Source organism: Xanthomonas sp. WHRI 7945, assembly GCF_035026585.1.
This window is the reverse complement of the sequence record NZ_JAYIQP010000017.1, coordinates 35,724-62,436: the sequence shown is the minus strand read 5'-3', so window position 1 is coordinate 62,436 and position 26,713 is coordinate 35,724. Positions and strand designations below refer to the sequence as shown.

The following is a 26,713-nucleotide window of genomic DNA, read 5'->3' as shown; positions in this document are numbered from 1 at the left end:
CCGACGATGCTGTTCAACTCCTTCCTGTTCCTGCTGATCTTCCTGCCGGTCGCACTCGGCGTGCACTACCTGCTCGGCGCGCTGCAGCCGCGCCTGGCCGCGCTATGGCTGTGCGTGGCCTCGATCGTGTTCTACGGCTGGTGGAACCCGCAGTTCGTGGTGCTGCTGGCCGGCTCGATCGTGTTCAACTACCTGGTCAGCCTGGCGATCCTGTCGCTGGCCAAGCGCCCCAGGCTGCAACTGCTGGTCACCGCGCTGGGCGTGGCCGCCGACCTGGCGCTGCTGGTGCACTACAAGTATTTCGCAGCGATGGTCACCTTCGCCCACGACGTGGGTTTCAACGTCGGCCCGATGGACGCGCTGATCCTGCCGCTGGGCATTTCCTTCTTCACCTTCACCCAGATCGGCTACCTGCTGGACTGCCGCGCCGGCGTGGTCAACGACCGCAGCCCGCTCAGCTACGTGCTGTTCGTGACCTTCTTCCCGCACCTGATCGCCGGCCCCATCCTCCACCACAAGGAGATGATGCCGCAGTTCAGCAAGCGCGAGACCTACCGCTTCCACGCCGACAACCTGTCGGTCGGCGGCATGCTGTTCGTGATCGGCCTGGCCAAGAAAGTGCTGCTGGCCGACAGCATCGCGCCGTACGCCGACGCCGGTTTCGCCAGCACCGGCGAGGTGCAGTTCTGGGGCGCGTGGGCCACCGCGCTGAGCTACGCGCTGCAGCTGTACTTCGATTTCTCCGGCTATTCGGACATGGCGCTGGGCCTGGCGCGGATGTTCGGCATCCGCTTCCCGCTCAACTTCAACTCGCCGTACAAGGCGACCAGCGTGATCGATTTCTGGGCGCGCTGGCACATGACCCTGACCCGCTACATCACCGCCTACCTGTACTACCCGGTGGCGATGGCGGTGACCCGCTGGCGCACCCGCCACGGGCGCGCCACCGGCCCGGCCGCGGTGGCCTCGGCCGGCGGCTTCGCCTCGATGATCGTGCTGCCCACGGTGTGGGCGATGGGCCTGGCCGGGATCTGGCACGGCGCCGGCCTGCAGTTCCTGATCTTCGGCCTGCTGCATGCCGCCTACCTGGCGATCAACCACGCCTGGCGCATCTTCGTGGGCGGGCGCAAGCCGGCGGCGCTGCGCACGCTCAACCCGCTGCAGCATGCCGGCTACCTGCTGCTGACCTTCGTCGCGGTGCTGTTCGCGCAGGCGTTCTTCCGCGCCGACGGCGTGCACGCGGCGTGGCAGCTGGTGCAGGGCATGGCCGGCCTGCGCGGCTGGGAAAGCCTGGACAACCTCGGTCACGTCGCCGGGATGGGCGCGGCCGACGGCTGGCGCCTGCTGGCCGGCCACCACCTGCAGCTGCTCTACATCGCCGGATTGCTGGCGGTGGTGTGGCTGGCGCCCAACGCGCACCAGATCATGGGCGTGTACTCGCCCGCGCTGGCCAAACCGAGCCCGGCGCCGCGCGCGTGGATGCGCTGGCAGCCGAACCTGCCGTGGCTGCTGGCGATGCTGTCATTGCTCGCGCTGTGCCTGTCGAGCCTGCACAAAGAATCGCGTTTCCTCTATTTCCAGTTCTGACAAGGTGAACCCCATGGACATGCAGACCCTCCAGACCCAGCTGACCGACATCGTCGAGAGCGTGATCGGCACCCGCGTGCAGCCCGACGAATACATGGAGTCGCTGTTCGATTCGATGTCCAAGGTGCAGCTGATGGTCGAGGTCAAGGACCGCCTCGGCGTGACCCTGCCGATCGACGAGATCGACACGCTGGTCGAATCGGTGCAGGTGCTGGCCGACTACGTCGCCGCGCACCAGCGCTGAGCCGGGCCACCAGCGGAGCCGCCGCCATGCGCTTTGATTTCGACCAGTGCCGTTTCGTCGAACGCGAGCAGGCGCCGCATGCACCGGCGTTGCGCGATGCCGCCGGCGTGCTGGACTGGGCCGGGCTGTACCAGGCCACGCAGGACTGGATCGCGCGCGCGCAGCAGGCCGGCGTGCAGCCTGGCCATGCGTTGGTGATTTCCGGCCACAAGCAGTCCGCCTTCGTGGTGGCCATGCTCGGCTGCCTGCAGCTGGGCGTGACCTACGTGCCGGTGGACACCATCAATCCGCCGGCGCGGCTGCAGCGCATCACCGCGCTGGTGCATGCCGCGGCGGTCTACGACGCGGCGGCCGATACGTTCGGCGCCGGCGCCGACGATGCGCGCGCGCTGGCGGTGCCGGACCTGGCCTACATCATGTTCACCTCCGGCAGCACCGGCGATCCCAAAGGCGTGCAGATCGGCCGCGACAGCGTGGCCCTGTTCGCCGGCTGGATCCGCGATTGCCTGGCGCTCGGGCCGGCGCCGGCGTTCCTCAACCAGATGCTGTTCAGTTTCGATTTCTCGCTGTTCGACCTGTGCGGCGCGCTCGGCCTGGGCGGCTGCTGCGTGCTGTGCCCGCGCGAGGTGATCGCCGACAGCGAACGCTTCGTCGACCACCTGCGCGATGCCGACGTGGCGGTGTGGGCGTCCACGCCCTCGTTCGTGCGCCAGCAGCTGCTCAACCCGCGCTTTTGCGCCGAACACCTGCCCGCGTTGCAGGTGTTCGTGTTCGGCGCCGAATCGTTGACCCCGCGCGTGGCCGAAGAGTTGTGGGCGCGCTTCCCGCAGGCGCGTATCGTCAACTCCTATGGCCCGACCGAAGCCACCTGTTCCACCACCTGGGTGGAGATCGATGCCGCACTGCGCGCGGCCGCGCCCAACCCGTTCCCGATCGGCGTGGCCAAGCCGTATGCGCAGGTGTTCATCGACGGCGGCGAGATCTGCATGGCCGGCGACCACGTGATGCGCGGCTATCTGGAGCGCCCGGACCTGGACCAGGGCGTGCTGTTCGAGCACGACGGCAAGCGCGCCTACCGCAGCGGCGACCTGGGCGAGATCGATGCGCAGGGCCGCCTCTATTTCCGCGGCCGCAAGGACGACCAGATCAAGCTCAACGGCTACCGCATCGAACTGGCCGAGGTGGATGCGGCGCTGTCCACCTTGGACGGCGTGGTCGCCGGCGCGGCGGTAGTGCTGCGCCGGCCAGACGGCAGCCTGGTGCGGATGATCGGCTTCGTCGAACTGGCCGCGCCGGGCGCAGGCGCAGTGCAGCCGCTGCCCGACGCCTTGCAGGACTGGAAGCGGCAGATCGGCCAGCGCGTGCCGCCATACATGATTCCTTCCGAACTGATCGCCGTGGACGCGTTGCCCACCGGCGCCTCCAACAAGGTCGATCGCAAACAACTGGAGCAGCGCTACGCACTGGCGCGCACGCTCCGCAGCCAGGAAACCAAACGATGAAACCGATCATGACCCTGCTTGCCGGCGCGGTGCTGGCCCTCTCGCCGCTGGCCGCCAGCGCCCAGCAGGGCGCATCGGAAGGCCGCCTCGCGCAGCTGTATGCCGCGCGCCCGCCGGCCGGTTCGGCGTTCGTGCGCGTGCTCAACCCGGGCAGCGCCGCGCTCGCGGTCGGCGTCGGCAACGGTGCCGAGCAGCGCATCGGCCCGGCCGTCCGCGCCACCCGTTACGCCATCGTCGAAGGCGGCAAGCCGTTCGCGGTACGCGTGGCCGGCAAGGCGCGCCAGCAGGCGCAGGTCGCCGCCGGCAGCTTCACCACGCTGGTGCTGGACCCGGCCGCGCCGGCGCGGCCGCTGGCGGTACTGGCCGACGGCGGCGGCAGCAGCGATGCGCTCAAGGCCGAGATCCGTTTCTACAACCTGGCCAGCGGCTGCAGCCAGGCGCGGCTGGCGATGGCCGACAACGGCCCGGTGGTGTTCCCGGCGGTCGCCGCGGGCGCCAGCAACGCGCGCGCGATCAACCCGGTCCAGGCGCGCCTGGTCGCCGCGTGCGGCGGCAAGGACAGCGCGCCGTTGGCGCTGCCGCCGTTGCAGCCCGGCGACCACTACAGCCTGTTCCTGAGCGGCAGCGCCGCCGCGCCGGTGCTGCAGGGCCAGCTCAGCGGCACCGATCCGGTGGGCCGCTGAGCGTGATCGAGCGCGCCGTCTTCCGCGAAGACCACGCCCTGTTCCGCGAACAGGTGCGGCGTTTCATCGACGCACAGATCGCCCCGCACTACGCGCAATGGGAACGCGACGGCATCACGCCGCGTTCGCTGTGGCGCGCGGCCGGCGCCGCCGGCCTGCTCAACTGTCAGCTGCCCGAACCCTACGGCCTGGGCGGCGACTACGGGCATGCCGCCTGCGTGATCGAGGAACTGGCGCGGGCCAATTTCCTCGGCATCGGCTTCTCGATCCATTCGGACATGGCCGCGCCGTACCTGATGCAGTACGGCAGCGACGCGGTGCGCGATGCCTGGCTGCCGAAGATGGCGCGCGGCGAAGCGATCGGCGCGATCGCGATGACCGAGCCCGGCGCCGGCAGCGACCTCAAAGCGATCCGTACCCGTGCCGAACGGCACGGCGATCACTACCTGCTCAACGGCCAGAAGACCTGGATCACCAATGGCAGCAACGCCGACGTGGCGGTGGTGGTGGCCACGGTGGCGCCGGAGCTGGGCGCGCGCGGATTGACCTTGTTCTGCGTCGATACCGCGCTGCCCGGCATCAGCCGCGGCGCGCCGATGGCCAAGATCGGCCAGCACGCGCAGGACACCAGCGAGCTGTTCTTCCAGGACGTGGCGGTGCCGGTCTCGCACCTGCTCGGCGAGGAGCAGCGCGGCTTCGACTACCTCGGCGAACAGCTGGCCGCCGAACGCCTGGCGATCGCGCTGCGCGCGGCCGCCTCGGCCGAAGGCATGCTCGCCGAGACCATCGCCTACGTGCGCCAGCGCAAGGCGTTCGGCCGCCACCTGATCGACCACCAGAACACCCGCTTCGTGCTCGCCGATGCGGCGTCGCGGCTGGCGATGCTGCGCAGCTTCCTCGACCAGTGCCTGGACGCGCAGCTGCAGGGCCGGCTGCAGGCCACCACCGCGGCGATGGCCAAGCTCAACGCCACCGAGATCCAGGGCCAGGTGCTGGACGCGCTGCTGCAGCTGCACGGCGGCTATGGCTACAGCAGCGAGTACGGCATCGGCCGCGCCTGGGCCGACGCGCGCGCGTTGCGCATCTTCGGCGGCACCAGCGAGATCCTGCGCGAGATCATCGGCCGCGCGCTGTAACAAGCGTCACGGCTTCTGCCGAGCGCGCGCACCGGCGCTACTGGCGCCCGGCGCGCCACTGCCGGCGCAGCGCCTGCGCGCGCGGCGTGTCCTGCGACAGCCACGGATCCAGCGCGAAGGCGAAGATGCCGGCGGCACCGCTGCCATGCGCCCATGCCAGCTGCTTGCGGATGCGCGCGGCATCGGCGGTCTGCGCCTGGAAGTTGCTGCCGTCGGCGGCCGAGCTCGGCAATTGCTCGAACAGTTCGACCACCACGTCGAAGGCGACCTGGCGCGCGCGCAGCAGCGTCAGCAGCGGATCCACGCCGTGCAGGTTGTCCAGCCCGGCCACGCCGACCCCGTCCTGCACCATCGGCCGCAGCGGCACCTGGTCGAGGATGCGGGGCCACAGCTGCGCCAGCGAGCCGTCGGTCTGCAGCCGGCTGAAATAGGTGGAGATCGCGGTCGGCTGCGCGGTGCCGGCGCTGGCCGCAGCGCACAGCGCGGCGAGCCAGGCGCACAGGCGCTGCTGGCGCTCGTCCTGTGCCCAGTGGAACTGCTCCAGTTCGTAGGGCAGGTACCAGCCGTCGAAGTTGCCCTGCGCGGCCCACGGCGCGCGCAGCAGGTAGGCACGGGCGTTGTCCAGGGTCAGCGCCAGGAATGCGTCCAGCGCGGCCAGGTCCGGCGCCTGCAGCGCCTTCCACCAGCCGCTGTGGTAGGGCAGGCCGACGCGCACCCGCAGGCCCGCCGCAGCGGCGGTGGAGAAGATCAACTGCATCGTGCTGTCCGGCACGTCCCAGTCGGCATCGCCGCCGCTGCCGTACAGCCCCGCCCACTGCACCACGACCTGACGGCAGCCCATGCGCTGGGCCAGCGCCATGTGCTGCTGCCAGTCCTGCGCGCTCATTTCCAGGTGGCTGCGCCAGGGCTGGATGAAACCGCCGTCGAACCGCGGCGGGTTGGCGCAGCCAGGCAGCATGCTCGCGCCGAACGCGGCAGGCGCGAGCACGGCCAGCCGCAGCAGGTCGCGGCGACTGAGCGGGAAGGGGCGGGATCCAGGGCGAGCGTTGTTCATTGCTTCCGCGAGCGGCGAGGTCCAGGCATGTTTCTACACCATCGCCCAGAAAGATCGCGTGGCGCGGCGCGTACGGGCCGGCTGCCAGTCATGCTGCCGATGCGGCCGGTGGCCAGCGGTTCGGCGCGCACGGACGCGCCATGCTGCGTGGCTGGGCATGGTGCCGCTGCAGCGCATTCGGGGAGGGATGTCTGCGCTGTCGGTGCCGCGCCGCGTGCGCATGCTCGCTGGCGTGCACCATCGCTGCGAGGACGGCGGCGTGGCGACGCAACGCCGAAACGCGAACGGCCGCGCAGGGCGCGGCCGTTCGCGGGAACGCTTGCCTGCAGGCTTACTTCAGCGCCTTGAAGCGCAGCCGCTTCGGACCGGCGTCGTCGCCCATGCGGCGGCGCTTGTCGATCTCGTACTCGCGGTAGTTGCCCTGGAAGAACTCCACGTGCGAGTCGCCTTCGAACGCCAGGATGTGGGTCGCGATGCGGTCCAGGAACCAGCGGTCATGCGAGATCACGAAGGTGTTGCCCGGGAACTCCAGCAGCGCGTCTTCCAGCGCGCGCAGCGTCTCGATATCCAGATCGTTGGACGGTTCGTCGAGCAGCAGCACGTTGCCGCCCTGCAGCAGGGTCTTGGCCATGTGCAGGCGCCCGCGTTCGCCGCCGGAGAGGCTGCCGACCAGCTTCTGCTGGTCCTGGCCCTTGAAGTTGAAGCGGCCCAGGTAGGCGCGCGACTGGATTTCCACGCCGTTGATGTTGAGGATGTCCAGGCCGCCGGAGACTTCCTGGAACACGTTGTGGTTGCCTTCCAGCTTGTCGCGGCTCTGGTCCACGTAGGCCAGCTTCACCGTCGGCCCGAGCACGATCTCGCCGGAGTCCGGCTTCTCCTTGCCGATGATCATCTTGAACAGCGTCGACTTGCCGGCGCCGTTGGGGCCGATGATGCCGACGATGGCGCCGGACGGCACCAGGAAGCTGAGATCGTCGATCAGCAGGCGGTCGCCGAACTTCTTGGTGACGTGCTTGAACTCGAGCACCGCATTGCCCAGGCGCTCGCCCGGCGGAATGAAGATCTCGTTGGTCTCGTTGCGGCGCTGGTAGTCGACCGACTGCAGTTCTTCCAGCCGCGCCAGACGCGCCTTGCCCTTGGTGCGGCCGCCCTTGGCGTTCTGCCGCGACCATTCCAGCTCCTTCTGGATCGCCTTCTGCCGCGACTTCTCCTGGTTGTCTTCCTGCTTCAGGCGCTCTTCCTTCTGCATCAGCCAGTCGGTGTAGTTGCCCTTCCACGGGATGCCGCGGCCGCGGTCCAGTTCCAGGATCCACTCGGCGGCGTTGTCCAGGAAGTAGCGATCGTGGGTCACCGCCACCACGGTGCCGGTGTAGCGCGCCAGGAACTGCTCCAGCCATTCCACCGACTCGGCGTCGAGGTGGTTGGTCGGTTCGTCGAGCAGCAGCATGTCCGGCTTCTGCAGCAGCAGCCGGCACAGCGCCACGCGGCGCTTCTCGCCGCCCGACAGCGGGCCGATCACCGCGTCCCACGGCGGCAGGCGCAGCGCATCGGCGGCGATCTCCAACTGCTGCTCGACCATGTGCGCATCGCCGGCGGCGAGGATCGCCTCCAGCCGCTGCTGCTCGGCGGCGAGCTTGTCGAAGTCGGCGCCTTCCTCGGCATAGGCCTCGTAGATCTTGTCCAGCGCGGCCTGCGCCTGCAGCACTTCGCCGACGCCTTCCTCGACCGCTTCGCGCACGGTCTTGGTCGGGTCCAGCTCCGGCTCCTGCGCCAGGTAGCCGACCTTGATGCCCGGCTGCGGGCGCGCTTCGCCGCTGAAGTCGGTGTCCACGCCGGCCATGATCTTCAGCACCGTCGACTTGCCCGCGCCGTTGAGGCCGAGCAGGCCGATCTTGGCGCCGGGGAAGAACGACAGCGAGATGTCCTTGATGATCTGGCGCTTCGGCGGCACCGTCTTGCTGACGCCGTTCATGGTGTAGATGTATTGCGACATGGGGTCTCCGTAGGCGCAGGACGCCCGCCGGCCGGAGCCGGAAGGCGACGAAATGGATACCCGCGATTATAGCGGCACCGGCGTTGGCACGTCCGTGCCGGCATGCACGCGCCGCGTGCGGACGCGGCGATGCCGGGGCTAGGGGCGCGCCGTCGGCGCCTGGCCGGCGCGGCGCTGGCGCTGCCGGTAGCGCAGCGTGCACGCCACCAGCAGCAGCATCGCCAGCCACTCGCTGGCCAGCGCCGCCTGCATCGCCGCCAGGCTGCCGCCGCCGTGCGCATGCGCGTAGACCGCGCCCAGCGCCGCCGGCCCCAGGCCCATCGCGGCTTGCAGGATGGTGGAGAGCATGGCGCTGCCGGCGCCGGCATGCTCGGTCGGCACCTGCGACAGGCCGATGCGGTAGAAGCAGGCCACGATCCACGCCTGGCCGGCCCCGATCAGCGCCGTCGGCGCCGCCAGGTCGCGCCAGCCGGGATGCGGCCAGGCCGCGTGCAGCGTCCAGGCCAGCGCCAGCAGGCCCAGCATCTGCACCGTGCAGCCCAGCAGCAGCGTGGGCAGCAGCCCGAACCGGGCCACCGCACGCGCGCTGACCAATGCCGAGCAGAAATACGCCGCGCCGAGCACGATGAAGGCATTGCCCGACTGCAGCGGTGACAGTCCCGCGCCGGCCTGCAAGGTCAGCGCGAGCACGAACATGAAGCCGCTCCAGCAGGCGAAGAACAGCGCGCCCAGCAGCAGCGCGAAGCGCACGCTGGGCAGGCGCAGCAGCGCCGGCGGCAACAGCGGCTGGCGGCCGCGGCGTTCCTGCCATGCCTCGGTACGGGCCAGCGCCACCAGCAACGGCAGCGTCGCGGCCAGCACCGCCAGGCACGGCGCGGACCAGTGCAGCGTGGGGCCGAGCGCCAGCGGCAGCAGCAGGCAGGCCAGGAACAGCCCCAGCAGGCCGGCGCCGGCCAGGTCCGGCGGCGTCCGCCGCGCGGCGCGGGTCTCCGGCACCGAGCGCAGGCCCGCCAGCGCCAGCACGCAGAACGGCAGGTTGATCAGGAAGATCGCGCGCCAACCGGAACCGGCGATGTCGGCGCTGACCAGGGTGCCGCCCAGCACCTGGCCGATGACGAACGCGATCCCGCCCAACGAGCCGTACAGCGCCAGCGCACGCGCATGCGCCTCGCCGCGCAGGCTGACGTGGATGGTGGCGAGGATCTGCGGCACCGCCAGCGCCGCGCCCAGGCCCTGCAGCACGCGCCCGGCCAGCAGCGCCGCCACCGATCCGGCCGCCCCGCACAGCAACGAGGCCAAGCCGAACAGCAGCACCCCGGCGGCGAACACCCGGCGCCGGCCCAAGTTGTCGCCCAGCCGCCCGCCCGCGGCCAGGCCCACCGCGAAGGCCACGCCGTACACCGCCACGATCAGCTCCAGCGCCATCGCCGAGGCGTGCAGCGTGTGGGCGATGGAGCCGAGGGCGACGTTGATGATGGAAAAGTCGATCAGCGGCAGCATCTGGCCGATCAGCAGGATCGCCAGCCCGCGTGCGCCCAGGGTCGGCGCCGCGGCGTCGGGGTGGGCGCACCGCGGCGGGTGCCGGTCGCGGCGATCGACGGGCGTGGGCACGGCGGGGGAGGGGCAGGAGGTGGTCATGGCGCGCAGTATGCGAACCCTCTAAACTGGTACAAGTAGTTATTTATCCTGGTACTGGCGCTTCCTGCCTGTGACTCGGTTCGATGCGTGGACCAGGACGGAGAACAAGAATGCTCAATGACCGGCTGTCCTCCACCAGCGCTGCGGCGGGCAGCGCCGCCGTCGCCACGCACGGCCCGGCGCTGGCCGTCGAACGCGCCCGTGCGCTCGGCGCCTTCCTGCGCGCGCGCCGCGAGAGCCTGGATCCGGCGCGGCTGGGCCTGCCGCGTGCCGGCAGGCGCCGCACGCCGGGCCTGCGCCGCGAGGAGGTGGCCGCGCTCGCCGACGTCGGCGTCACCTGGTACACCTGGCTCGAACAGGGCCGGCCGGTGCGCGCCTCCGCGCGCGTGCTGACCGCCATCGCCGGCGCCCTGCAGTGCTCGGATGTGGAAACCGGCCACGTGCTGGCGCTGGCCGGCCTGGGCGATGCGGTGCAGCGGCTGCAGCCGCCGTGCGAGCGGCTGACCGATACCGGGCGCATGCTGCTCGATCAGCTCGGTCCCTGGCCGGCGATGCTGCAGAGTCCGCGCTTCGACATCCTGGGCGCCAACCTCGCCTTCGAGCGTCTGATGGGAGTGACCCTGGCGGACCTGCCCGAAACCGATCGCAACTGCGTCTACCAGGCGTTCACCAACCCGTGCTGGCGCGCGCGCCTGGTCGACCGGGACAACGTCCTGCAGCAGATGGTGGCGCTGTTGCGCGCGGCCATGGGCGAACACCTGGGCGAACCGGCATGGGAGCGCCTGCTGGCGCGGTATCGCGACGCGTCGTCCGAGTTCGACGCGCTGTGGCGGCAACGGCGCGAGGTGCGCGGCGTGGAAAACCAGCTCAAGCGCTTCCACCATCCGCAGGTCGGCGAGCTGCAGCTGCAGCAGGTCAACTGGTGGTCGGCGCCGCGCAACGGCAACCGGCTGGTGGTCTACCTGCCTGCCGACGAAGCGGCGCGGACGGCGCTGCTGCAGCTGCATGCGCAGCCGGCCGGCGTCGCCGCAGCGGGCAGTGGCGAAGCGCACCGCCACTGAGCGTGGGTGTCTGGCGCGCATGCGCGGGTTGGCGGCGCGGAGCAGGAGGGCAACGTGACCGCAGAGGCCGCCGCAATGCCGACGTGGCCCACGCGGACATACAAAGGAAAAACAGGTCGAAAAGTAACGGTCGCTTACTCGTTTCCAGCAAGCTGAATGCGTAACCGGTTCCAGCAGGAAGCGGTTCAGACGCCGGGCGCATTAATGCAGTCGTGACACCAAAAGTGACGGAGCAGCCATGAACACCACACGCATTGCCACCCTTGCCCTTTCGTCCCTGCTGGCGCTGGGTTTCATGGCGCCGCCGGCCTTCGCCCGCGACGGTTGGGGCGATCGCGACCGCGACCGTCACGGCTGGAACGACAACGACCGCGGCCGCGATCGCGACTGGCACGACCGGGATCGCGACCGCGACCGCCGCTGGCGCGAACGCGAACGCCACGACGACCGCCGCTACTACAGCCAGGGCTACCGCGACGGCTACCGGCGCCGTCCTGACGTCGTCTACTACCGCCATCCCGGCCCGCCGCCGTGGGCGCGCGGCCAGCGCTACTACGGTCCCAACTACGTGGTCTACGACTACGACCGCTACCAGGTGCGGCGTCCGCCGTACGGCTACCGCTGGGTCCGCGACGACCGCGGCAACCTGCTGATGGTCGCCATCGCCAGCGGCATCATCGCCGACCTGGTGCTCAACGGCCGTTGATCCGGGCCACAGGGCACGCCACGACGGCCTCCTGCGGGAGGCCGTCGTCGTTTTGGTTCGCCGCCGGCCCTGCGCGGGGCTTAAACTAGCGGTCTGCCTTTTGTCCATGCCCCTGGAGACCCGATGTTCCCGCGCGACGCCCGCATCGAAACCTACGATCCCGAACTGGCCCAGGCCATCGCCGCCGAAGCCGGCCGCCAGGAAGACCATGTCGAGCTGATCGCCAGCGAGAACTACTGCAGCCCGCGGGTGATGGAAGCCCAGGGCAGCCAGCTGACCAACAAGTACGCCGAGGGCTATCCGGGCAAGCGCTACTACGGCGGCTGCGAATTCGTCGACATCGCCGAGCAGCTGGCGATCGACCGGGTCAAGCAGCTGTTCGGCGCGGACTACGCCAACGTGCAGCCGCACAGCGGCTCGCAGGCCAACCAGGCGGTGTACTTCGCGCTGCTGCAGCCGGGCGACACCATCCTGGGCATGTCGCTGGCCCACGGCGGCCATCTGACCCACGGCGCCAAGGTCAACGCCTCCGGCAAGCTGTTCAACGCGGTGCAGTACGGGGTGAACGAGCAGGGCCTGATCGACTACGACGAAGTCGAGCGGCTGGCGCTGGAGCACAAACCGAAGATGGTCGTGGCCGGCTTCTCCGCGTATTCGCAGAAGATCGACTGGGCGCGCTTCCGCGCCATCGCCGACCAGGTCGGCGCGGTGCTGTTCGTGGACATGGCGCACGTGGCCGGCCTGGTCGCCGCCGGCGTGTATCCGAGCCCGATGGACCACGCGCACGTGGTCACCTCGACCACCCACAAGACCCTGCGCGGCCCGCGCGGCGGCATCATCCTGGCCAAGGGCGCGAGCGAGGAACTGGTCAAGAAGCTGCAGTCGATCGTGTTCCCGGGCATCCAGGGCGGCCCGCTGATGCACGTGATCGCGGCCAAGGCGGTGGCGTTCAAGGAAGCGCTGGAGCCGGAATTCAAGGACTACCAGCAGCAGGTGGTGAAGAACGCGCAGGCGATGGCCAAGACCCTGATCGCGCGCGGCTACAAGATCGTCTCCGGCGGCACCGAGAACCACCTGATGCTGGTGGACATGATCGGCAAGGACGTGTCCGGCAAGGACGCGGAAGCCGCGCTGGGCAAGGCCCACATCACCGTCAACAAGAACTCGGTGCCCAACGACCCGCGCTCGCCGTTCGTGACCTCGGGCCTGCGCCTGGGCACCCCGGCCATCACCACCCGCGGCTACCTGGAGCAGGACAGCATCGACCTGGCCAACTGGATCGCCGACGTGCTCGACGCCCCGGCCGACGCCGCGGTCATCGCCCGCGTGCGCGAGGCGGTGACCGCGCAGTGCAGGAAGTATCCGGTGTATGGCTGAGAAGCCGGGATTCGGGAGGGGGGATTCGGGATTGGCGAACGGCCATGCCCGCCGCTCTCTGCGTTTGCGAATCCCGAATCCCCACTCCCCAATCCCGGCCTTCTGATGCACTGCCCCTTCTGCCAGCACACCGACACCCGCGTGATCGATTCGCGCGTGTCCGAGGACGGCGCGACGATCCGCCGGCGCCGCGAGTGCGAGGCGTGCGGCGAGCGCTTCAGTACGCTGGAGACGATCGAGCTGAAGCTGCCGACGGTGATCAAGAGCGACGGCGGCCGCGAGGCCTTCGATGCGCGCAAGCTGCGCACCAGCTTCGACCGCGCGCTGCAGAAGCGGCCGGTGGCCGAGGAGCAGATCGAGGCGGCGGTGCGCGCGGTGGTGCACCAGTTGCGCATGTCCGGCGAGCGCGAGCTGCCGTCGATCCGGGTCGGCGAATACGTGATGGCCGAGCTGCGCAAGCTCGACCATGTCGGCTACGTGCGCTTCGCCTCGGTGTACCGCAGCTTCCAGGACGTGGCCGATTTCCGCGAGGAGATCGAGAAGCTCGAACGTGAGTTGCCGGTAGGTAGCGAGCAGTTGCCGCTGCTGGACCTGGTCCGCGTCGACAAGCCGGGCGACAAGTCCGGCAAGCGCTGACCGGCATGCGCATCGTCTGCCTGGCCGAGGCGCCGCAGCACATCCCGGCGCTGGCCAGCGAACACCTGCAGGCGTTCGGCCCGCTGCTGCCGGAATGGGCGCTGGACGAGGCCGAAGCCGACCTGCGCAGCCACCGCTGCGACAGCCGCATCCCGACCACCTGGATCGCGCTCGACGGCGACGACTGGCTCGGTTCGGTCAGCCTGCTGCAGAACGACGACGCGCGCATCCGCCAGTTCTCGCCATGGCTGGCGACGCTGTACGTGCGCCCGCAGGCGCGCGGCGGCGGGCTCGGCGCGCAGCTGGTCGCGCATTGCGTGCAGGCTGCGGCGCGGCTGCGAGTGGGTCACCTTTATCTGTATTGCCAGCCGCATCTGGTGCCGTTCTACCAGCGCCTGGGCTGGGAGCCGCATGTGCAGCTGCCGCTGGGGCCGCTGCAGGTGACGGTGATGCGCATCGACGCCGGCGCGCTGGCGGCATGAACGCCAGCGAGATGGGCGGGTTTTCCGCCGACGATCATCGGCACATGGCGCAGGCGCTGCGCCTGGCCGAGCGCGGCGCCTACACCACGCGGCCCAACCCGATGGTGGGCTGCGTGCTCGTGCGCGACGGCGAGGTGGTCGGCGAGGGCTTCCACCAACGTGCCGGCGGCCCGCACGCGGAGGTGTTCGCGCTGCGCGACGCCGGCGCGCGTGCGCGCGGCGCCACCGCCTACGTGACCCTGGAGCCGTGCGCGCATTTCGGGCGCACGCCGCCGTGCGCGCTGGCGTTGATCGAGGCCGGGGTGACCCGCGTGGTAGCGGCGATGGCCGACCCGTTTCCGCAGGTCAACGGCGGCGGCTTCGCGCTGCTGCGCGAGGCGGGCATCGAGGTTCGTTTCGGGCTGATGGATGCGCAGGCGCGCGCGCTGAATCGCGGCTTCCTATCGCGGGTGGAACGCGGCCGGCCGTGGCTGCGGGTCAAGCTCGGCGCCAGCCTGGACGGGCGCACCGCGCTGGCCAGCGGCGAATCGAAGTGGATCACCGGCGCGGCCGCGCGCCACGACGTGCAGCGCTGGCGCGCGCGCGCCGGGGCGATCCTGACCGGTGCCGGCACCGTGCTGGCCGACGATCCGTCGCTGACGGTGCGCCTGGACGACGGTACCGACGTGGTGCCGCCGCTGCGCGTGGTGCTGGATGCGCAGCTGCGCGCGCTGCAGCGGGCCAAGGTGCGCGATGGCGCCGCGCCGACGCTGTACCTGCACGCGCCGGGACTGGCGCCGCCGCCGCTGCCGGGTGCCGAGTTCGCCGCTGTCGCGATGCAGTCCGGGCGCCTCGATCTGGCCGCGGTGCTGCGCCTGCTCGCCGAGCGCGGCGTCAACGAAGTCCAGGTCGAAGCCGGTGCGACCCTGGGCGGGGCGCTGCTGCGCGCCGGCCTGGTCGACGAAGTGCTGCTGTACCTGGCGCCGCTGCTGCTCGGCGACGCCGCGCGCCCGCTGCTGGCCGGCCTGGGCATCGACACGATGGCGCAGCGCGTGCCGCTGCGCTTGCTGGAGACGCGCCAGGTCGGCGACGACCTGCGCCTGTTGCTGCGTCCGGCGGCGGCGGACGCCGGGTAACCGCGACCGGCATCTGCTGCGCCGGTGTGCTGTCGCCACGGCGCACGGTTGCCGCCTTCGCCGCGACGCTACGTCCCATCGGTGGCCCATCCCGTCGCAGCGGGTGCCAAGCCGCGCCCTGCTAGAATGCGCACGCCGGTTCGCCGGCACCACAAACGTCTTCAGGGCGGGGTGCGATTCCCCACCGGCGGTAGGTGCGTTAAGCGCACGAGCCCGCGAGCGCTTGGGCAGAGGCAACCGGCACGCAGTGCGGGTGCCGCTGCGCAAGGTCAGCAGATCCGGTCCGATGCCGGAGCCGACGGTATAGTCCGGATGAAAGAAGACGGCCTTCGCGCAGCCTCGCGGCTGTGCGCGAGCCTGTTTGCCTTGTGGCGTTTTTCGCTCACCATCCTTGCGAGAAACGTTTATGTTCACCGGAATCATCGAAGGCGTCGGCCGCTTGGCCGCGCGCCAGCCGCAGGGCGGCGACATCCGCTTCACCTTCTCCACCGGCAGCCTGCCGTTCGCCGACGTGCAGCTCGGCGAGAGCATCGCGGTCAACGGCGTGTGCCTGACCGTGGTCGCCTTCGACGCGGCGTCGTTCCAGGCCGATGCGTCCACCGAGACCCTGTCGCTGACCACGCTCGGCGCGCTCGCCGAGGGCGCGGCGCTGAACCTGGAGCGGGCGATGCGCCCGACCGACCGGCTCGGCGGGCATCTGGTCAGCGGCCATGTCGACGGCCTTGGCAGCGTGCTGTCGATCCACGAGGACGCGCGCGCGCAACGCTGGCGCTTCGCCGCGCCGCCGGCGCTGCTGCGCTACATCGCCAAGAAGGGTTCGATCTGCGTGGACGGGGTCAGCCTGACCGTCAACGAGGTGGACGCCGCCGGGTTCGAGGTCGCGCTGATTCCGCACACGGTGGCCAACACCGCGTTCGCGCAGACCGCGGTGGGCGCCGCGGTGAATCTTGAAATCGACCTGGTCGCGCGCTACGTCGAACGCCTGCTGCAAGGCCGCGACGGCTGACGCCACCCCGTCCTTGCTCCCGATGGCCGTGTCGCCGCAGCCCGCGCTGCCGGCGCCGCGGCGCCACCTCCTGCGAATCCTGCGAGTCCCCATGTCACCGTCCACTGCCCCCAGCCTGAACTTCGCCCCCGTCCCCGAGCTGCTGGAAGAGATCCGCGCCGGCCGCATGGTGGTCATCGTCGACGACGAGGACCGCGAGAACGAGGGCGACCTGATCATGGCTGCCGAACTGGTCAAGCCGTCCGACATCAATTTCATGGTCACCCATGCGCGCGGCCTGGTGTGCCTGTCGCTGACCCGCGAGCGCTGCGCGCAGCTCGGGCTGGCGCCGATGGTCCAGCACAACACCGCGCAGTTCCACACCAACTTCACCGTCAGCATCGAAGCGGCCGAGGGCGTCACCACCGGCATCTCCGCCTACGACCGCGCGCATACCGTGCGCACCGCGGTCAAACCCGACGCCAAGCCGCACGACCTGAGCCAGCCCGGCCACATCTTCCCGCTGATCGCCCAGCCCGGCGGCGTGCTGACCCGCGCCGGCCACACCGAGGCCGCCGGCGACCTGCCGCTGCTGGCCGGGCTGGAGCCGGCCGGGGTGCTGGTGGAGGTGCTCAATCCCGACGGCAGCATGGCGCGGCGCCCGCAGCTGGAGGAATTCGCGCGCCTGCACGGGCTGAAGATGGGCTCGATCGCCGACCTGATCGCCTACCGCCTGGCCACCGAGCACACCGTCGAGCGCATCGACGAGCGCGCCATCGAGACCGAGTTCGGCGGCTTCACCCTGGTCACCTACCGCGACCGCATCGCCCACGACCTGCATTTCGCGCTGGTCCGCGGCACCCCGGACGCGGACACGCCGACCCTGGTGCGGGTGCAGGTGGAGAACCCGCTGGCCGACCTGCTGCACTGGCGCCGCGACGATTTCGGCGTGGCCGCCAGCGACGCGCTGCGCGCGATCGCCGACGCCGGCAGCGGGGTGATGGTGGTGCTGTCGGCGCCGCGCGACAGCCAGGCGCTGCTGGCGCGGTTGCGCAAGCAGCCCGACGTGGTCGCCAACAGCAAGGACGTGGGGCAGTGGCGGCGCAACGGCGCCGGCAGCCAGATCCTGGCCGACCTGGGCCTGGGCAAGCTGCGCGTGCTGGGCACACCGCGCCGCCAGGTCGGCCTGGCCGGGTTCGGGCTGGAGGTGGTGGAGCATGTGGAGGTGGGATCGGGACTCGGGACCCGGGACTCGGGTCCCGGAAAGGGCTGATTCCTCCGCTGGCAAGCGCGCGCCGTGCTCTAAGCTCTTCCGAGTCCCGAGTCCCGAGTCCCGAGTCCCGGGCAGGCCGCCTGCTAAACTCTCCAACCCCCTGACCCTGCCACCGCCATGACCCACTACGAAGGCGACCTCCGCGCTCCCGAAGCGGCCCGGTTCGCGATCATCGCCAGCCGCTGGAACGCGCGCATCACCGACGTGCTGGTCGCCGGCGCGCGCGAAAGCCTGTCCGGCAACGGCATCGCCGACGAGGCGGTGGACGTGATCCGCGTGCCCGGCGCCTGGGAACTGCCGCTGGCTGCCGCGCGTCTGGCCGCCGCCGGCAAGCACGCAGCGATCATCGCGCTGGGCTGCGTGATCCGCGGCGACACGCGCCACTACGAGCACGTGGCCGACGGTTGCGCCGAAGGCCTGCTGCGGGTGTCGCTGGATTTCCGCATCCCGGTGCTCAACGGCGTGCTGGCGGTGGAGCGGGTCGAGGACGCCGAGGCGCGCGCCGGCGGCAGTCACGGCAACAAGGGCGAGGAAGCGGCGCTGACCGCGTTGGAAATGGTCAATCTTCTGGAGCTGCTGCCGTGAACAAGTCCGCTGGCCACAAGCACGTCCGCCGCGACGGCGTCGATCCGGTGCTGCGTTCGCGCGCGCGCCGGCGCGCGCTGCAGGCGATCTACGCCTGGCAGATCGCCGGCGGCACCGCGCAGCACGTGATCGCGCAGTTCGCGCACGAACAGGCGCACGAACTGGCCGACCTGATCTATTTCGAGAACCTGGTCGAAGGCGTGCTCAAGCACCGCGCCGAACTGGACGCGGCGCTGGTCGGCTACCTGGACCGCACGGTCGAGGAAGTGGACGCGATCGAGCGCGCGGTGCTGCGCCTGGCCGCCTACGAACTGCTGCATCGCCAGGACGTGCCGTACCGCGTGGTGATCAACGAAGCGATCGAGACCGCCAAGCGTTTCGGCTCCGAACATGGCCACACCTACGTCAACGGCGTGCTCGACCGCGCCGCGCTGGAATGGCGCGCGGTGGAGTCGGGGGGCTGAGTAGCTGGGAATGGGGAATCGGGAATAGGGAATGGCAAAAGCTAAAAGCCAAAAAGCTAAAAGCGACTGCCGCGGCGGTCGCGCCCTGCGGCAGTTGGTGTCTCGGCTGTTGCTCTCGCTCTTCCCATTCCCCATTCTCGATTCCCCATTCCCGGCCTCCAAATGCCCGAATTCGATCTGATCGATCGCCTGCGTGCCCGGATCGGGGTACGCGACGACGTGCCGCTGGGGATCGGCGACGATGCGGCGCTGCTGCAGCCGCCGCCGGGCGAGCAACTGGCGATCACCACCGATACGCTCAACGCCGGCGTGCATTTCCCGGCCGAGACGGCGCCCGCCGACGTGGGCTGGAAGACCCTGGCGGTGAACCTGTCCGATCTGGCTGCGATGGGCGCGCAACCGCGCTGGTGCACGCTGTCGCTGTCGTTGCCGCACGAGGATGCGGGCTGGATCGACGCCTTCGCCGACGGCTTTTTCGCGCTGGCCGATGCGCACGCCATCGTGCTGGCCGGCGGCGACACCACGCGCGGGCCGCTGTCGCTGTCGGTCACCGCGATCGGCAGCGTGGCGCCCGGTGCCGCCTTGCGCCGCGATGGCGCGCAGCCGGGCGACGAGATCTGGGTGACCGGCCGCCCCGGCGAGGCCGCCGCCGCGCTGGCGCTGTGGCAGGCCGGGCGCCTGGATGTGGCGCAGGTCGCCGCCGATCCGCTCCACGAGCATTTGCGCCAGCGCCTGCTGCGGCCGTCGCCGCGGGTGCAGGCCGGATTGCGCCTGCGCGGGCTGGCGCACGCCTGCGTCGACATCTCCGATGGCCTGCTGGCCGACCTGGACCACATCTGCGTACGCAGCGGGGTCGGCGCCGAACTGTGGCTGGCCGCGTTGCCGGCCGCCGCCGCACCGGCGGAGGCGGATGCCGCGCAGGTGCACGCCTGGCAACTGGGCGGCGGCGACGACTACGAGCTGTGCTTCACCGCCGCACCGGCGCAGCGCGCGGCCATCGTGCAGGCGCTGCAGGCGATCGGCGAGGACGCGACGCCGATCGGCCGCATTGTCGCGGGCAGCGGCATCGTCGTCCGCGACGCGCACGGTCAGCCGTGGCAGCCGCCGCGGCGCGGCTACGAGCATTTCGCCGGTTAGGGGATCCGAGTCGCTTCGCGCCGGACCCTCACCCCAACCCCTCTCCCGGTGGGAGAGGGGCTAAGCAGTTCCCTTCTCCCTGCGGGACCATGGCCCCCTTTTCGGGGGAAGGTGCCCCGCAGGGGCGGATGAGGGTACGGGCGCAGCCTCGCACCCAACGCAGCGAGTCGCTTCGCGCCGTACCCTCACCCCAACCCCTCTCCCGATGGGAGAGGGGCTGAGCCCGCCGCGGCTGTTCCCTTCTCCCTGCGGGAGAAGGTGCCCCGCAGGGGCGGATGAGGGTACGGGCGCAGCCTCGCGCACCCAACGCAGCGAGTCGCTTCGCGCCGTACCCTCACCCCAACCCCTCTCCCGATGGGAGAGGGGCTAAGCACGCCGCGGCTGTTCCCTTCTCCCGTCGGGATGGGCCCCTTTCGGCGGAAGGTGCCCCGCTTGGCCGAATGAGAGCCCGGCCAGGTGCCCATAGACGGCCACAACAAGGACGCCACCATACCGTGCCGCACTGCGGCGTGAAGTCGCCCGTACCCGCTGGTATGGTCGCGGCACTCGACACCCCACGTCGCGTGGCCGTAACCGTATCTGGCAGCTGGGCCATTCCGACCCGGCGCCGCTTGGGAGGCAGTACATGCGTATGTCCGTGTCCCGCTGCATCGCCCTGTGCGCGATGCTGTTGTTCTCTACCGCTGCGTTCGCCGGCGGCTTCAGCAAGCAGTACCAGACCATCCCGGGTTGGGACGGGACCAAGCTCGGCGCGCTGGTGCTGGTACCGCAGGGGCAGGGCGACGGGCCGTTCCCACTGGTGGTGATGCCGGCCAGCTGGTCGCTGCCCAACCTGGAATACGTGGGCCGCGCCAGCGAACTGGCCAGCAATGGCTACGTGGTGGTCAGCTACACCTCGCGCGGGTTCTGGGATTCGGCCGGGCAGATCGACATCGCCGGGGCGGCGACGGTGGAAGACGTCAGCGCGGTGATCGACTGGGCGCTGGCCAACACCCCGGCCAATGCCAAGGCGATCGGCGTCTCCGGCATTTCCTACGGTGCCGGTACCAGCCTGCTCGCCGCCGCGCGCGATCCGCGGATCAAGGCGGTCGCCGCGCTCAGCGGCTGGGCGGACCTGCAGGCCTCGCTGTACGCGAACGCCACCGTCAGCGAGCAGGGCGTGGCCCTGCTGGTCGCTTCCGGCGCGATCACCGGCCGGCCCGGCCCGGACCTGGCGCAGATCAGCGCGCGGGTCGCGGTCGGCGACTACGACGGCGCGGTGCAGGGCTTCCTGCCCAAGGCCGGCGAGCGCGGCGTGATCAACGAGCTGCAGGCGCTCAACCGCAACCGTCCGGCGGTGCTGCTGGCCAACGCGTTCAACGACGGCCTGTTCCCGCCGAACCAGTACATCGACCTGTACAACCGCCTGACCGTGCCCAAGCACCTGATGTTCAGCCAGGGCGACCACGCCACCGCCGAACTGCCGGGCGCGCTCGGCCTGCCGAACGAGATCTACACCGAGACCACCCGCTGGTTCGACCACTACCTCAAGGGCCAGGCCAACGGCGTGGACAGCGAGCTGCCGGTGCAGCTGTCCACCCTCGGCGGCACCTGGCTGCGCTATGCCGACTGGAACAGCGTGCAGGCCGGTGCGACCCGCTACGGCCTGACCCGCCCCAGCGGCCTGCTGGCGCCCACCGGCACGTTGGCCGGCGCGACCAGCACCGGCTGGAGCCACCGCATCGCCACCGGCGTGCCGACCCTGGCCGATTCGGGCGTGTTGCTGGTCAGCGGCCTGCTGCAGGGCCTGGGCGCGCCGGTCACCACCTCGATCCCGCTGGTGACCCGCAGTGGCGCCGCGGTCTGGGCCGGCCCGGCGTATGCCAGCACCAAGCGCTTGGCCGGCAGCCCGTCGCTGCGCGTGACCGTGACCCCGAGCCAGGCCAACGTGTCGCTGTTCGCCTACCTCTACAGCATGGATGGCCTGGGTGTGGGAAAACTGCTCAGCCATGCGCCGTATTCGCTGCGCAACGCGACCCCGGGCGTGGCGACCACGATCGATCTGCCGCTGCAGGCGACCGCCGCCGAGATCCCGGCCGGCAATCGCCTGGTGCTGGTGGTGGACACCACCGATCCGCGTTACACCTCGGCCAGCCGCTTCGGCGGCAGCGTCAGCTTCAGTTCGCCAGCGGCGGCGCCGTCGAGCCTGAGCGTGCCGCTGCACTGAAGTTGCGGGTGACGGAAAGGCCGGCGCGATGCCGGCCTTTCCTGTATGTGGCCGCCAGCCCGTGGCGGAAATTACGCGGAATTTACGCCGCGACCGGCGTCGGCCGATAGCGACTTTACGGCCCCGCGCCGGAACATGACCAGGTCGGCGGAACGGTTCCGCCCTGGACCTCACGTCATGCGTTCCCCGCTTCCCCGCATCGCCCGCCGGCCCATGTCGCGCGGCGCGCTCGCGCTTTCCCTGCTTGCCTGCGCGGCATCGGCGCACGCCGCCAGCGTCAGTGGCAACGCCACGCTGACCAGCGACTATGTCTGGCGCGGCAGCACCCAGAGCGACGGCGATCCCGCCGTGCAGGCCGGCCTGGCCCTGGCCGCCAACAACGGCGCGTACGCGTCGCTGTGGGCCTCGTCGATCACGTTCGACAGCACACCGCACGCCAGCACCGAGGTCGATGGCGTGCTCGGCTGGCGCGGCCAGTGGACGCCGGACTGGGCCTGGGACGCGAACCTGACCCGCTACCACTACCCCTCGGCGGCCGCGCTGAACTGGACCGAGCTGGGCGCGACCGTGACCTGGAAGCAGCGCGTGTGGGCGCAGCTCGGCTGGTCCGACGACGCGCTGGCCAGCGACAGCACCGGCACCTATGCGCAGCTCGGCGCGCGCTACCCGTTCAACGAACGCTTCCGCATCGAGGCGGCGGTGGGCCATTACTGGCTCGCCCGCGGCTACGCCGACAGCTACAGCCATGGCCTGGTCAGCGCGGTGTTCGCCCTGCCCAGCGGCCGCGAGGGCGGCCCCGGGCTGGAGCTGCGGCTGACCGCGCACGACAGTGACCGCGCCGCCGAGCGGCTGTTCCCCGGCATGGCCGGCGCGCGCGTCGAAGCCGCGCTGCAAGCCACGTTCTGATTCCCTAGGAGAGATGACATGCCGACCTGGCTATCGCTGATCTGCGGCGTGGCGGTGATCGTTGCCGCCGGCTACCTGCTGTACGTGATTCTGCGTCCCGAAGACTTCTGAGCCGAGACCGCCGACATGATCGATACATTGCTTGTCTATGCGCTGGCGCTGCTGCTCGGCTGGCCGCTCGGGCTGTACCTGGCCAAGGTGATGCGCGGCGCGCCGATGCGCGGCGACGCGCTGTTCGGCTGGATCGAGCGGCCGCTGTATCGGCTGCTCGGCACCGATCCGGCGCAGGGCATGAGCTGGCGCGGCTACGCTGCCGCGTTCCTGGCCAGCAACCTGGTGCTGGGCGTGCTGGTGTTCGCGCTGTTCGTCACCCAGGCCTGGCTGCCGCTGAATCCCGACGCGGTGCCGAACATGCGCTGGGACACCGCGCTGCACACCATGGTCTCGTTCCTGACCAACACCAACCAGCAGCACTACTCCGGCCAGGCGCAGCTGTCGTACCTGTCGCAGGCGGTGGGCGTGGTCGGATTGCAGTTCGTCACCCCGATGATGGGCCTGGCGCTGGTGGTGGCGACGTTGCGTGCATTGTTCGGTGGGCGAACGGCCGCAGCGAACGGCGGTTCGCAGACTGCGACGCTCAGCGTCGACGAGGCCGACGTCGGCAACTACTGGGCCGACGTGATCCGGCCGACGCTGCGCTTCCTGCTGCCGCTGTGCCTGCTGTGGACCGTGCTGCTGACCCAGCAGGGCGTGCCGTCGACGCTGGCTGCCGGTCCGGTGGCGACACCACTGGACGCCAGCGCCGGCATGGCCACGCAGAAGATCCCGCTCGGCCCGGTCGCGGCGATGGTGGCGATCAAGCAGCTCGGCACCAACGGCGGTGGCTGGTACGGCCCCAACAGCGCGATGGCGCTGGAGAACCCGACCCCGTTCTCCAATCTGCTGGAAATGCTGGCGATCGTGCTGATCCCGGTCGCGATCGCGTTCATGGTCGGGCCGTTCACCGGGCGCCGCAAATTCACCGCGCTGGTGTTCGGCAGCATGCTGGCGATGTCGCTGGCCTCCACCGCGGTGGCGGTGTGGTCCGAAGGCCATTCGGCCAGCACCGCGAGCGCGGCGCTGATGGAAGGCAAGGAAGTGCGCTTCGGCGCCGATGCGTCGGCAGCATGGTCGGCGCTGACCACGCAGACCTCCAACGGCTCGGTCAACGCGATGCACGATTCGCTGGCGCCGCTGACCGGCGGCGTGGCCATGGTCGACATGCTGGTCAACGCGATCTGGGGCGGCATCGGCTGCGGCCTGCAGCAGTTCCTGGTGTACCTGCTGCTGAGCGTGTTCCTGGCCGGGCTGATGACCGGGCGCACGCCGGAACTGTTCGGCCGCAAGATCGAGGCCGGCGAAGTGCGCCTGCTGGCCTTGTTGGTGCTGCTGCAGCCGCTGGTGCTGCTCGGCTTCACCGCGCTGACCCTGGTCATGCCGGCGGCGATCACCGCCACCTCCAATCCCGGCTTCCACGGCATCAGCCAGGTGTTCTACGAGTACACCTCGGCGTTCGCCAACAACGGCTCGGGCTTCGAAGGCCTCGGCGACGGCATCCCCTGGTGGAACCTGACCTGCACGCTGGTGCTGATCCTGGGCCGCTATCCGGCGCTGATCGTGCCGCTGGTCGTGGCCGCGCAGATGGCGCGCAAGCGCGTGGCGCCGGAAACCGGCGGCAGCCTGCAGGTGGAAACGCCGACTTTCGCGCTGACCCTGATCGCGGTCATCGCGGTCCTGACCGTTCTGCAATTCACGCCGGCACTGGTGTTGGGCCCGATCGCCGATCACCTGACGCTTGCCGCGCACTGAGACCACGACCATGAGCACTCCGCTTCCGCAAGCTTCTTCCTCGGTCCACAAGCCCGGTCTGCTCGACGGCCCCGCGCTGCGTGCGGCGCTGCGCGCCAGCGTGCTGAAACTCTCGCCGCGCCATCTGCTCGGCAGCCCGGTGATGGCGGTGGTGTTCGCCGGCACCTTGCTGTCGGCCCTGATCACCGCGGCCGGGCAGGGCGCGCCCGGCTTCGGCTGGGCGGTGACCGCGATCCTGCTGCTCACCGTGCTGTTCGGCAATTTCGCCGAAGCGGTGGCCGAGGCGCGCGGCCGCGGCCAGGCCGCTTCGCTGCGGCGCGCGCGCAAGGACCTGGTGGCGCGCCGGGTGAGCAGCGCGCAACTGGATGGCGAAACCAGCATTCCCGCCGCCGAGCTGAAGCCCGGCGACCTGGTGGTGATTTCCGCCGGAGAGCTCATTCCGGCCGACGGCGAGATCGTGCACGGCGTGGCCACCATCAACGAGGCCGCGGTCACCGGCGAATCGGCGCCGGTGCTGCGCGAGGCCGGCACCGACCGTTCCGGCGTGATCGGCGGCACCAAGGTGCTGTCCGACGAGATCGTGGTGAAGGTCACCGCCGAGCCGGGCCACAGCTTCCTGGACCGCATGATCGCGCTGGTCGAAGGCGCCAACCGGCAGAAGACCCCGAACGAGATCGCGCTGACCATGCTGCTGGCGGCGATGACCCTGACCTTCCTGATCGTGGTTGCCACCTTGCCGGTGATCGCCGGCTTCGTCGGCGTGCGCATCGACCCGCTGCTGCTGATCGCACTGCTGGTGTGCCTGATCCCGACCACCATCGGCGGGCTGTTGCCGGCGATCGGCATCGCCGGCATGAACCGCGCGCTGTCGGCGAATGTGCTGGCCAAGTCGGGCAAGGCGGTGGAGGTGGCCGGCGACGTCGATGTGCTGCTGCTCGACAAGACCGGCACCATCACCTACGGCGACCGCCAGGCCACCGCGTTCCATGCGCTCAGCGGCGTCGATGCGGCGCAGCTGCGCGAGGCGGCGATGCTGTCCTCGCTGGCCGACCCGACCCCGGAAGGCAAGTCGATCGTGCGCCTGGCGCGCGAGCAGGGCCTGCCGCCGGCCGACCCGGACGGCGCCAGCTTCGTCGCCTTCACCGCGCAGACGCGCATGTCCGGTGTCGACCTGCCCGCGCAGGGGCCACACCCGCCGCGTTCGATCCGCAAGGGCGCGGCCGATGCGCTGATCCGCCACGTCACCGCGCTGGGCGGGCAGGTGCCGGCGGAACTGAAGGGGCGCGTGGAACAGGTCGCACGCAGCGGCGCCACGCCGCTGGTGGTGGCCGAGGGCCGGCATGTGCTCGGCGTGGTCGAGCTGTCGGACGTGGTCAAGCACGGCGTGCGCGAGAAGTTCGCGCGGCTGCGCGCGATGGGCGTCAAGACGGTGATGATCACCGGCGACAACCCGCTCACCGCCGCGGCGATCGCCGCCGAGGCCGGCGTCGACGACTACATCGCCGAGGCCACGCCGGAAGACAAGCTCGCGCGCATCCGTGCCGAGCAGGCCGGCGGGCGGCTGGTGGCGATGGTCGGCGACGGCACCAACGATGCGCCGGCGCTGGCCCAGGCCGACGTCGGCCTGGCGATGAACTCGGGCACGCAGGCGGCCAAGGAAGCCGGCAACATGGTCGATCTGGATTCGGATCCGGCCAAGCTGCTGGCGGTGGTGGAAGTGGGCAAGCAGCAGCTGATCACCCGCGGCGCGCTGACCACCTTCTCGCTGGCCAACGACGTGTCCAAGTATTTCGCGATCCTGCCGGCGCTGTTCGCCGCCTCGATCCCGCAGATGGCCGCGCTGAACGTGATGCGCCTGTCCAGCCCCACCCATGCGGTGCTGGCGGCGTTGATCTTCAACGCGCTGGTGATTCCGGCGCTGATCCCGCTGGCGCTGCGCGGCGTGCGCTTCACCCCGGCCACGGCGACCTCGCTGCTGCGCCGGAACATGCTGATCTACGGCGTCGGCGGCGTGCTGCTGCCGTTCGTCGGGATCAAGCTGATCGACCTGCTGCTGGTGGCGCTGGGCTGAGCCCGGCGCCGATCTTCCGCTTCC

At 70.5% G+C, this 26,713-nt stretch carries 24 protein-coding genes and 1 riboswitch; of the genes, 21 read left to right on the top strand and 3 right to left on the bottom strand.

Going from position 1 to position 26,713, the window contains the following annotated elements:
* The first annotated feature begins 6 nt into the window (after positions 1–6).
* From VDQ83_RS14460 to VDQ83_RS14440, 5 genes are read left to right on the top strand one after another with little or no spacing between them, the layout of a single operon-like run.
* Complete coding sequence (locus VDQ83_RS14460; RefSeq protein WP_455435467.1) at positions 7–1,587, top strand: MBOAT family O-acyltransferase; 1,581 nt, start codon at positions 7–9, stop codon at positions 1,585–1,587.
* Between the two features lie 13 nt (positions 1,588–1,600).
* Positions 1,601–1,831 (top strand): acyl carrier protein, encoded by a 231-nt coding sequence (locus tag VDQ83_RS14455; protein WP_263397239.1) that lies wholly within the window; start codon positions 1,601–1,603, stop codon positions 1,829–1,831.
* A gap of 26 nt (positions 1,832–1,857) precedes the next feature.
* Entirely contained in the window at positions 1,858–3,333 is a 1,476-nt protein-coding gene (locus VDQ83_RS14450; protein ID WP_455435466.1) for an AMP-binding protein, read from the top strand.
* Positions 3,330–4,016: an alginate O-acetyltransferase AlgF gene (locus VDQ83_RS14445; protein WP_455435465.1), complete on the top strand. Its 687-nt coding sequence runs from the start codon at positions 3,330–3,332 to the stop codon at positions 4,014–4,016. Before VDQ83_RS14450 ends, VDQ83_RS14445 begins: the two co-directional genes overlap by 4 nt.
* A 2-nt stretch (positions 4,017–4,018) precedes the next feature.
* Positions 4,019–5,152 carry an acyl-CoA dehydrogenase family protein gene (locus VDQ83_RS14440; protein ID WP_455435464.1) on the top strand — a complete coding sequence of 378 codons (1,134 nt, stop codon included), beginning with the start codon at positions 4,019–4,021 and terminating at the stop codon, positions 5,150–5,152.
* Between the two features lie 37 nt (positions 5,153–5,189).
* Here VDQ83_RS14440 and VDQ83_RS14435 read toward each other — a convergent pair whose 3' ends face one another.
* The 3 genes from VDQ83_RS14435 to VDQ83_RS14425 all read right to left on the bottom strand — a co-directional run bounded on the left by VDQ83_RS14435 (position 5,190) and on the right by VDQ83_RS14425 (position 9,837).
* The gene (locus tag VDQ83_RS14435) at positions 5,190–6,206 is read right to left on the bottom strand and encodes a DUF4434 domain-containing protein (RefSeq protein ID WP_455435463.1); all 1,017 of its coding nucleotides are present in this window, start codon (positions 6,204–6,206) and stop codon (positions 5,190–5,192) included.
* Positions 6,207–6,537: 331 nt separating this feature from the next.
* Positions 6,538–8,199 (bottom strand): energy-dependent translational throttle protein EttA, encoded by a 1,662-nt coding sequence (gene ettA / locus VDQ83_RS14430; protein ID WP_263397244.1) that lies wholly within the window; start codon positions 8,197–8,199, stop codon positions 6,538–6,540.
* A gap of 138 nt (positions 8,200–8,337) precedes the next feature.
* Entirely contained in the window at positions 8,338–9,837 is a 1,500-nt protein-coding gene (locus VDQ83_RS14425) for an MFS transporter (RefSeq protein ID WP_455435462.1), read from the bottom strand.
* A 110-nt stretch (positions 9,838–9,947) separates the two neighbouring features.
* Between VDQ83_RS14425 and VDQ83_RS14420 the strand changes: the two genes are divergently transcribed.
* From VDQ83_RS14420 to kdpB, 16 genes are all read left to right on the top strand, one after another.
* The gene (locus VDQ83_RS14420; RefSeq protein WP_455435461.1) at positions 9,948–10,898 is read left to right on the top strand and encodes a helix-turn-helix transcriptional regulator; all 951 of its coding nucleotides are present in this window, start codon (positions 9,948–9,950) and stop codon (positions 10,896–10,898) included.
* Between the two features lie 238 nt (positions 10,899–11,136).
* Positions 11,137–11,604: an RcnB family protein gene (locus tag VDQ83_RS14415; protein WP_263397247.1), complete on the top strand. Its 468-nt coding sequence runs from the start codon at positions 11,137–11,139 to the stop codon at positions 11,602–11,604.
* A gap of 123 nt (positions 11,605–11,727) precedes the next feature.
* Positions 11,728–12,981, top strand: coding sequence for a serine hydroxymethyltransferase (glyA, locus tag VDQ83_RS14410; RefSeq protein ID WP_263397248.1), 1,254 nt, complete (start codon positions 11,728–11,730; stop codon positions 12,979–12,981).
* Between the two features lie 105 nt (positions 12,982–13,086).
* Positions 13,087–13,617, top strand: coding sequence for a transcriptional regulator NrdR (gene nrdR / locus VDQ83_RS14405; RefSeq protein WP_263397249.1), 531 nt, complete (start codon positions 13,087–13,089; stop codon positions 13,615–13,617).
* Positions 13,614–14,099: a GNAT family N-acetyltransferase gene (locus VDQ83_RS14400; RefSeq protein WP_309917062.1), complete on the top strand. Its 486-nt coding sequence runs from the start codon at positions 13,614–13,616 to the stop codon at positions 14,097–14,099. Before nrdR ends, VDQ83_RS14400 begins: the two co-directional genes overlap by 4 nt.
* Entirely contained in the window at positions 14,096–15,214 is a 1,119-nt protein-coding gene (gene ribD, locus VDQ83_RS14395; protein WP_455435460.1) for a bifunctional diaminohydroxyphosphoribosylaminopyrimidine deaminase/5-amino-6-(5-phosphoribosylamino)uracil reductase RibD, read from the top strand. Before VDQ83_RS14400 ends, ribD begins: the two co-directional genes overlap by 4 nt.
* Before the next feature lie 153 nt (positions 15,215–15,367).
* Positions 15,368–15,542, top strand: a riboswitch (FMN riboswitch).
* A 78-nt stretch (positions 15,543–15,620) separates the two neighbouring features.
* Positions 15,621–16,220: a riboflavin synthase gene (locus tag VDQ83_RS14390; RefSeq protein WP_263397251.1), complete on the top strand. Its 600-nt coding sequence runs from the start codon at positions 15,621–15,623 to the stop codon at positions 16,218–16,220.
* A gap of 115 nt (positions 16,221–16,335) precedes the next feature.
* Positions 16,336–17,472, top strand: a complete 1,137-nt coding sequence (gene ribB, locus VDQ83_RS14385; RefSeq protein ID WP_455435484.1) for a 3,4-dihydroxy-2-butanone-4-phosphate synthase — start codon at positions 16,336–16,338, stop codon at positions 17,470–17,472.
* Positions 17,473–17,589: 117 nt separating this feature from the next.
* A complete protein-coding gene (ribH, locus tag VDQ83_RS14380; RefSeq protein WP_263397252.1) occupies positions 17,590–18,057 on the top strand; it encodes a 6,7-dimethyl-8-ribityllumazine synthase in 468 nt (155 codons plus the stop codon).
* Positions 18,054–18,521, top strand: coding sequence for a transcription antitermination factor NusB (gene nusB, locus VDQ83_RS14375; protein ID WP_455435459.1), 468 nt, complete (start codon positions 18,054–18,056; stop codon positions 18,519–18,521). Before ribH ends, nusB begins: the two co-directional genes overlap by 4 nt.
* Before the next feature lie 162 nt (positions 18,522–18,683).
* Complete coding sequence (gene thiL, locus VDQ83_RS14370) at positions 18,684–19,658, top strand: thiamine-phosphate kinase (RefSeq protein WP_455435458.1); 975 nt, start codon at positions 18,684–18,686, stop codon at positions 19,656–19,658.
* 625 nt (positions 19,659–20,283) lie between these two features.
* On the top strand, positions 20,284–21,864 hold the full coding sequence (locus tag VDQ83_RS14365; RefSeq protein ID WP_455435457.1) for a CocE/NonD family hydrolase: 1,581 nt from the start codon (positions 20,284–20,286) through the stop codon (positions 21,862–21,864).
* A 177-nt stretch (positions 21,865–22,041) separates the two neighbouring features.
* Complete coding sequence (locus VDQ83_RS14360; protein ID WP_455435456.1) at positions 22,042–22,770, top strand: TorF family putative porin; 729 nt, start codon at positions 22,042–22,044, stop codon at positions 22,768–22,770.
* A gap of 18 nt (positions 22,771–22,788) precedes the next feature.
* Positions 22,789–22,881 carry a potassium-transporting ATPase subunit F gene (locus tag VDQ83_RS14355; RefSeq protein ID WP_046977662.1) on the top strand — a complete coding sequence of 31 codons (93 nt, stop codon included), beginning with the start codon at positions 22,789–22,791 and terminating at the stop codon, positions 22,879–22,881.
* A gap of 15 nt (positions 22,882–22,896) precedes the next feature.
* Positions 22,897–24,618, top strand: a complete 1,722-nt coding sequence (gene kdpA, locus VDQ83_RS14350) for a potassium-transporting ATPase subunit KdpA (RefSeq protein ID WP_455435455.1) — start codon at positions 22,897–22,899, stop codon at positions 24,616–24,618.
* A 10-nt stretch (positions 24,619–24,628) separates the two neighbouring features.
* Entirely contained in the window at positions 24,629–26,689 is a 2,061-nt protein-coding gene (kdpB, locus tag VDQ83_RS14345; RefSeq protein ID WP_263397258.1) for a potassium-transporting ATPase subunit KdpB, read from the top strand.
* Positions 26,690–26,713 lie beyond the last annotated feature (24 nt).

Coding starts and splice junctions, on each gene's coding strand:
- nrdR (WP_263397249.1), top strand. CDS start 13,087: ATGCACTGCCCCTTCTGCCAGCACACCGACACCCGCGTGATCGATTCG.
- VDQ83_RS14360 (WP_455435456.1), top strand. CDS start 22,042: ATGCGTTCCCCGCTTCCCCGCATCGCCCGCCGGCCCATGTCGCGCGGC.
- ribD (WP_455435460.1), top strand. CDS start 14,096: ATGAACGCCAGCGAGATGGGCGGGTTTTCCGCCGACGATCATCGGCAC.
- kdpB (WP_263397258.1), top strand. CDS start 24,629: ATGAGCACTCCGCTTCCGCAAGCTTCTTCCTCGGTCCACAAGCCCGGT.
- VDQ83_RS14450 (WP_455435466.1), top strand. CDS start 1,858: ATGCGCTTTGATTTCGACCAGTGCCGTTTCGTCGAACGCGAGCAGGCG.
- VDQ83_RS14415 (WP_263397247.1), top strand. CDS start 11,137: ATGAACACCACACGCATTGCCACCCTTGCCCTTTCGTCCCTGCTGGCG.
- VDQ83_RS14420 (WP_455435461.1), top strand. CDS start 9,948: ATGCTCAATGACCGGCTGTCCTCCACCAGCGCTGCGGCGGGCAGCGCC.
- VDQ83_RS14425 (WP_455435462.1), bottom strand. CDS start 9,837: ATGACCACCTCCTGCCCCTCCCCCGCCGTGCCCACGCCCGTCGATCGC.
- VDQ83_RS14455 (WP_263397239.1), top strand. CDS start 1,601: ATGGACATGCAGACCCTCCAGACCCAGCTGACCGACATCGTCGAGAGC.
- kdpA (WP_455435455.1), top strand. CDS start 22,897: ATGATCGATACATTGCTTGTCTATGCGCTGGCGCTGCTGCTCGGCTGG.
- ettA (WP_263397244.1), bottom strand. CDS start 8,199: ATGTCGCAATACATCTACACCATGAACGGCGTCAGCAAGACGGTGCCG.
- VDQ83_RS14445 (WP_455435465.1), top strand. CDS start 3,330: ATGAAACCGATCATGACCCTGCTTGCCGGCGCGGTGCTGGCCCTCTCG.
- VDQ83_RS14365 (WP_455435457.1), top strand. CDS start 20,284: ATGCGTATGTCCGTGTCCCGCTGCATCGCCCTGTGCGCGATGCTGTTG.
- glyA (WP_263397248.1), top strand. CDS start 11,728: ATGTTCCCGCGCGACGCCCGCATCGAAACCTACGATCCCGAACTGGCC.
- VDQ83_RS14390 (WP_263397251.1), top strand. CDS start 15,621: ATGTTCACCGGAATCATCGAAGGCGTCGGCCGCTTGGCCGCGCGCCAG.
- ribH (WP_263397252.1), top strand. CDS start 17,590: ATGACCCACTACGAAGGCGACCTCCGCGCTCCCGAAGCGGCCCGGTTC.
- VDQ83_RS14355 (WP_046977662.1), top strand. CDS start 22,789: ATGCCGACCTGGCTATCGCTGATCTGCGGCGTGGCGGTGATCGTTGCC.
- VDQ83_RS14460 (WP_455435467.1), top strand. CDS start 7: ATGCTGTTCAACTCCTTCCTGTTCCTGCTGATCTTCCTGCCGGTCGCA.
- VDQ83_RS14435 (WP_455435463.1), bottom strand. CDS start 6,206: ATGAACAACGCTCGCCCTGGATCCCGCCCCTTCCCGCTCAGTCGCCGC.
- thiL (WP_455435458.1), top strand. CDS start 18,684: ATGCCCGAATTCGATCTGATCGATCGCCTGCGTGCCCGGATCGGGGTA.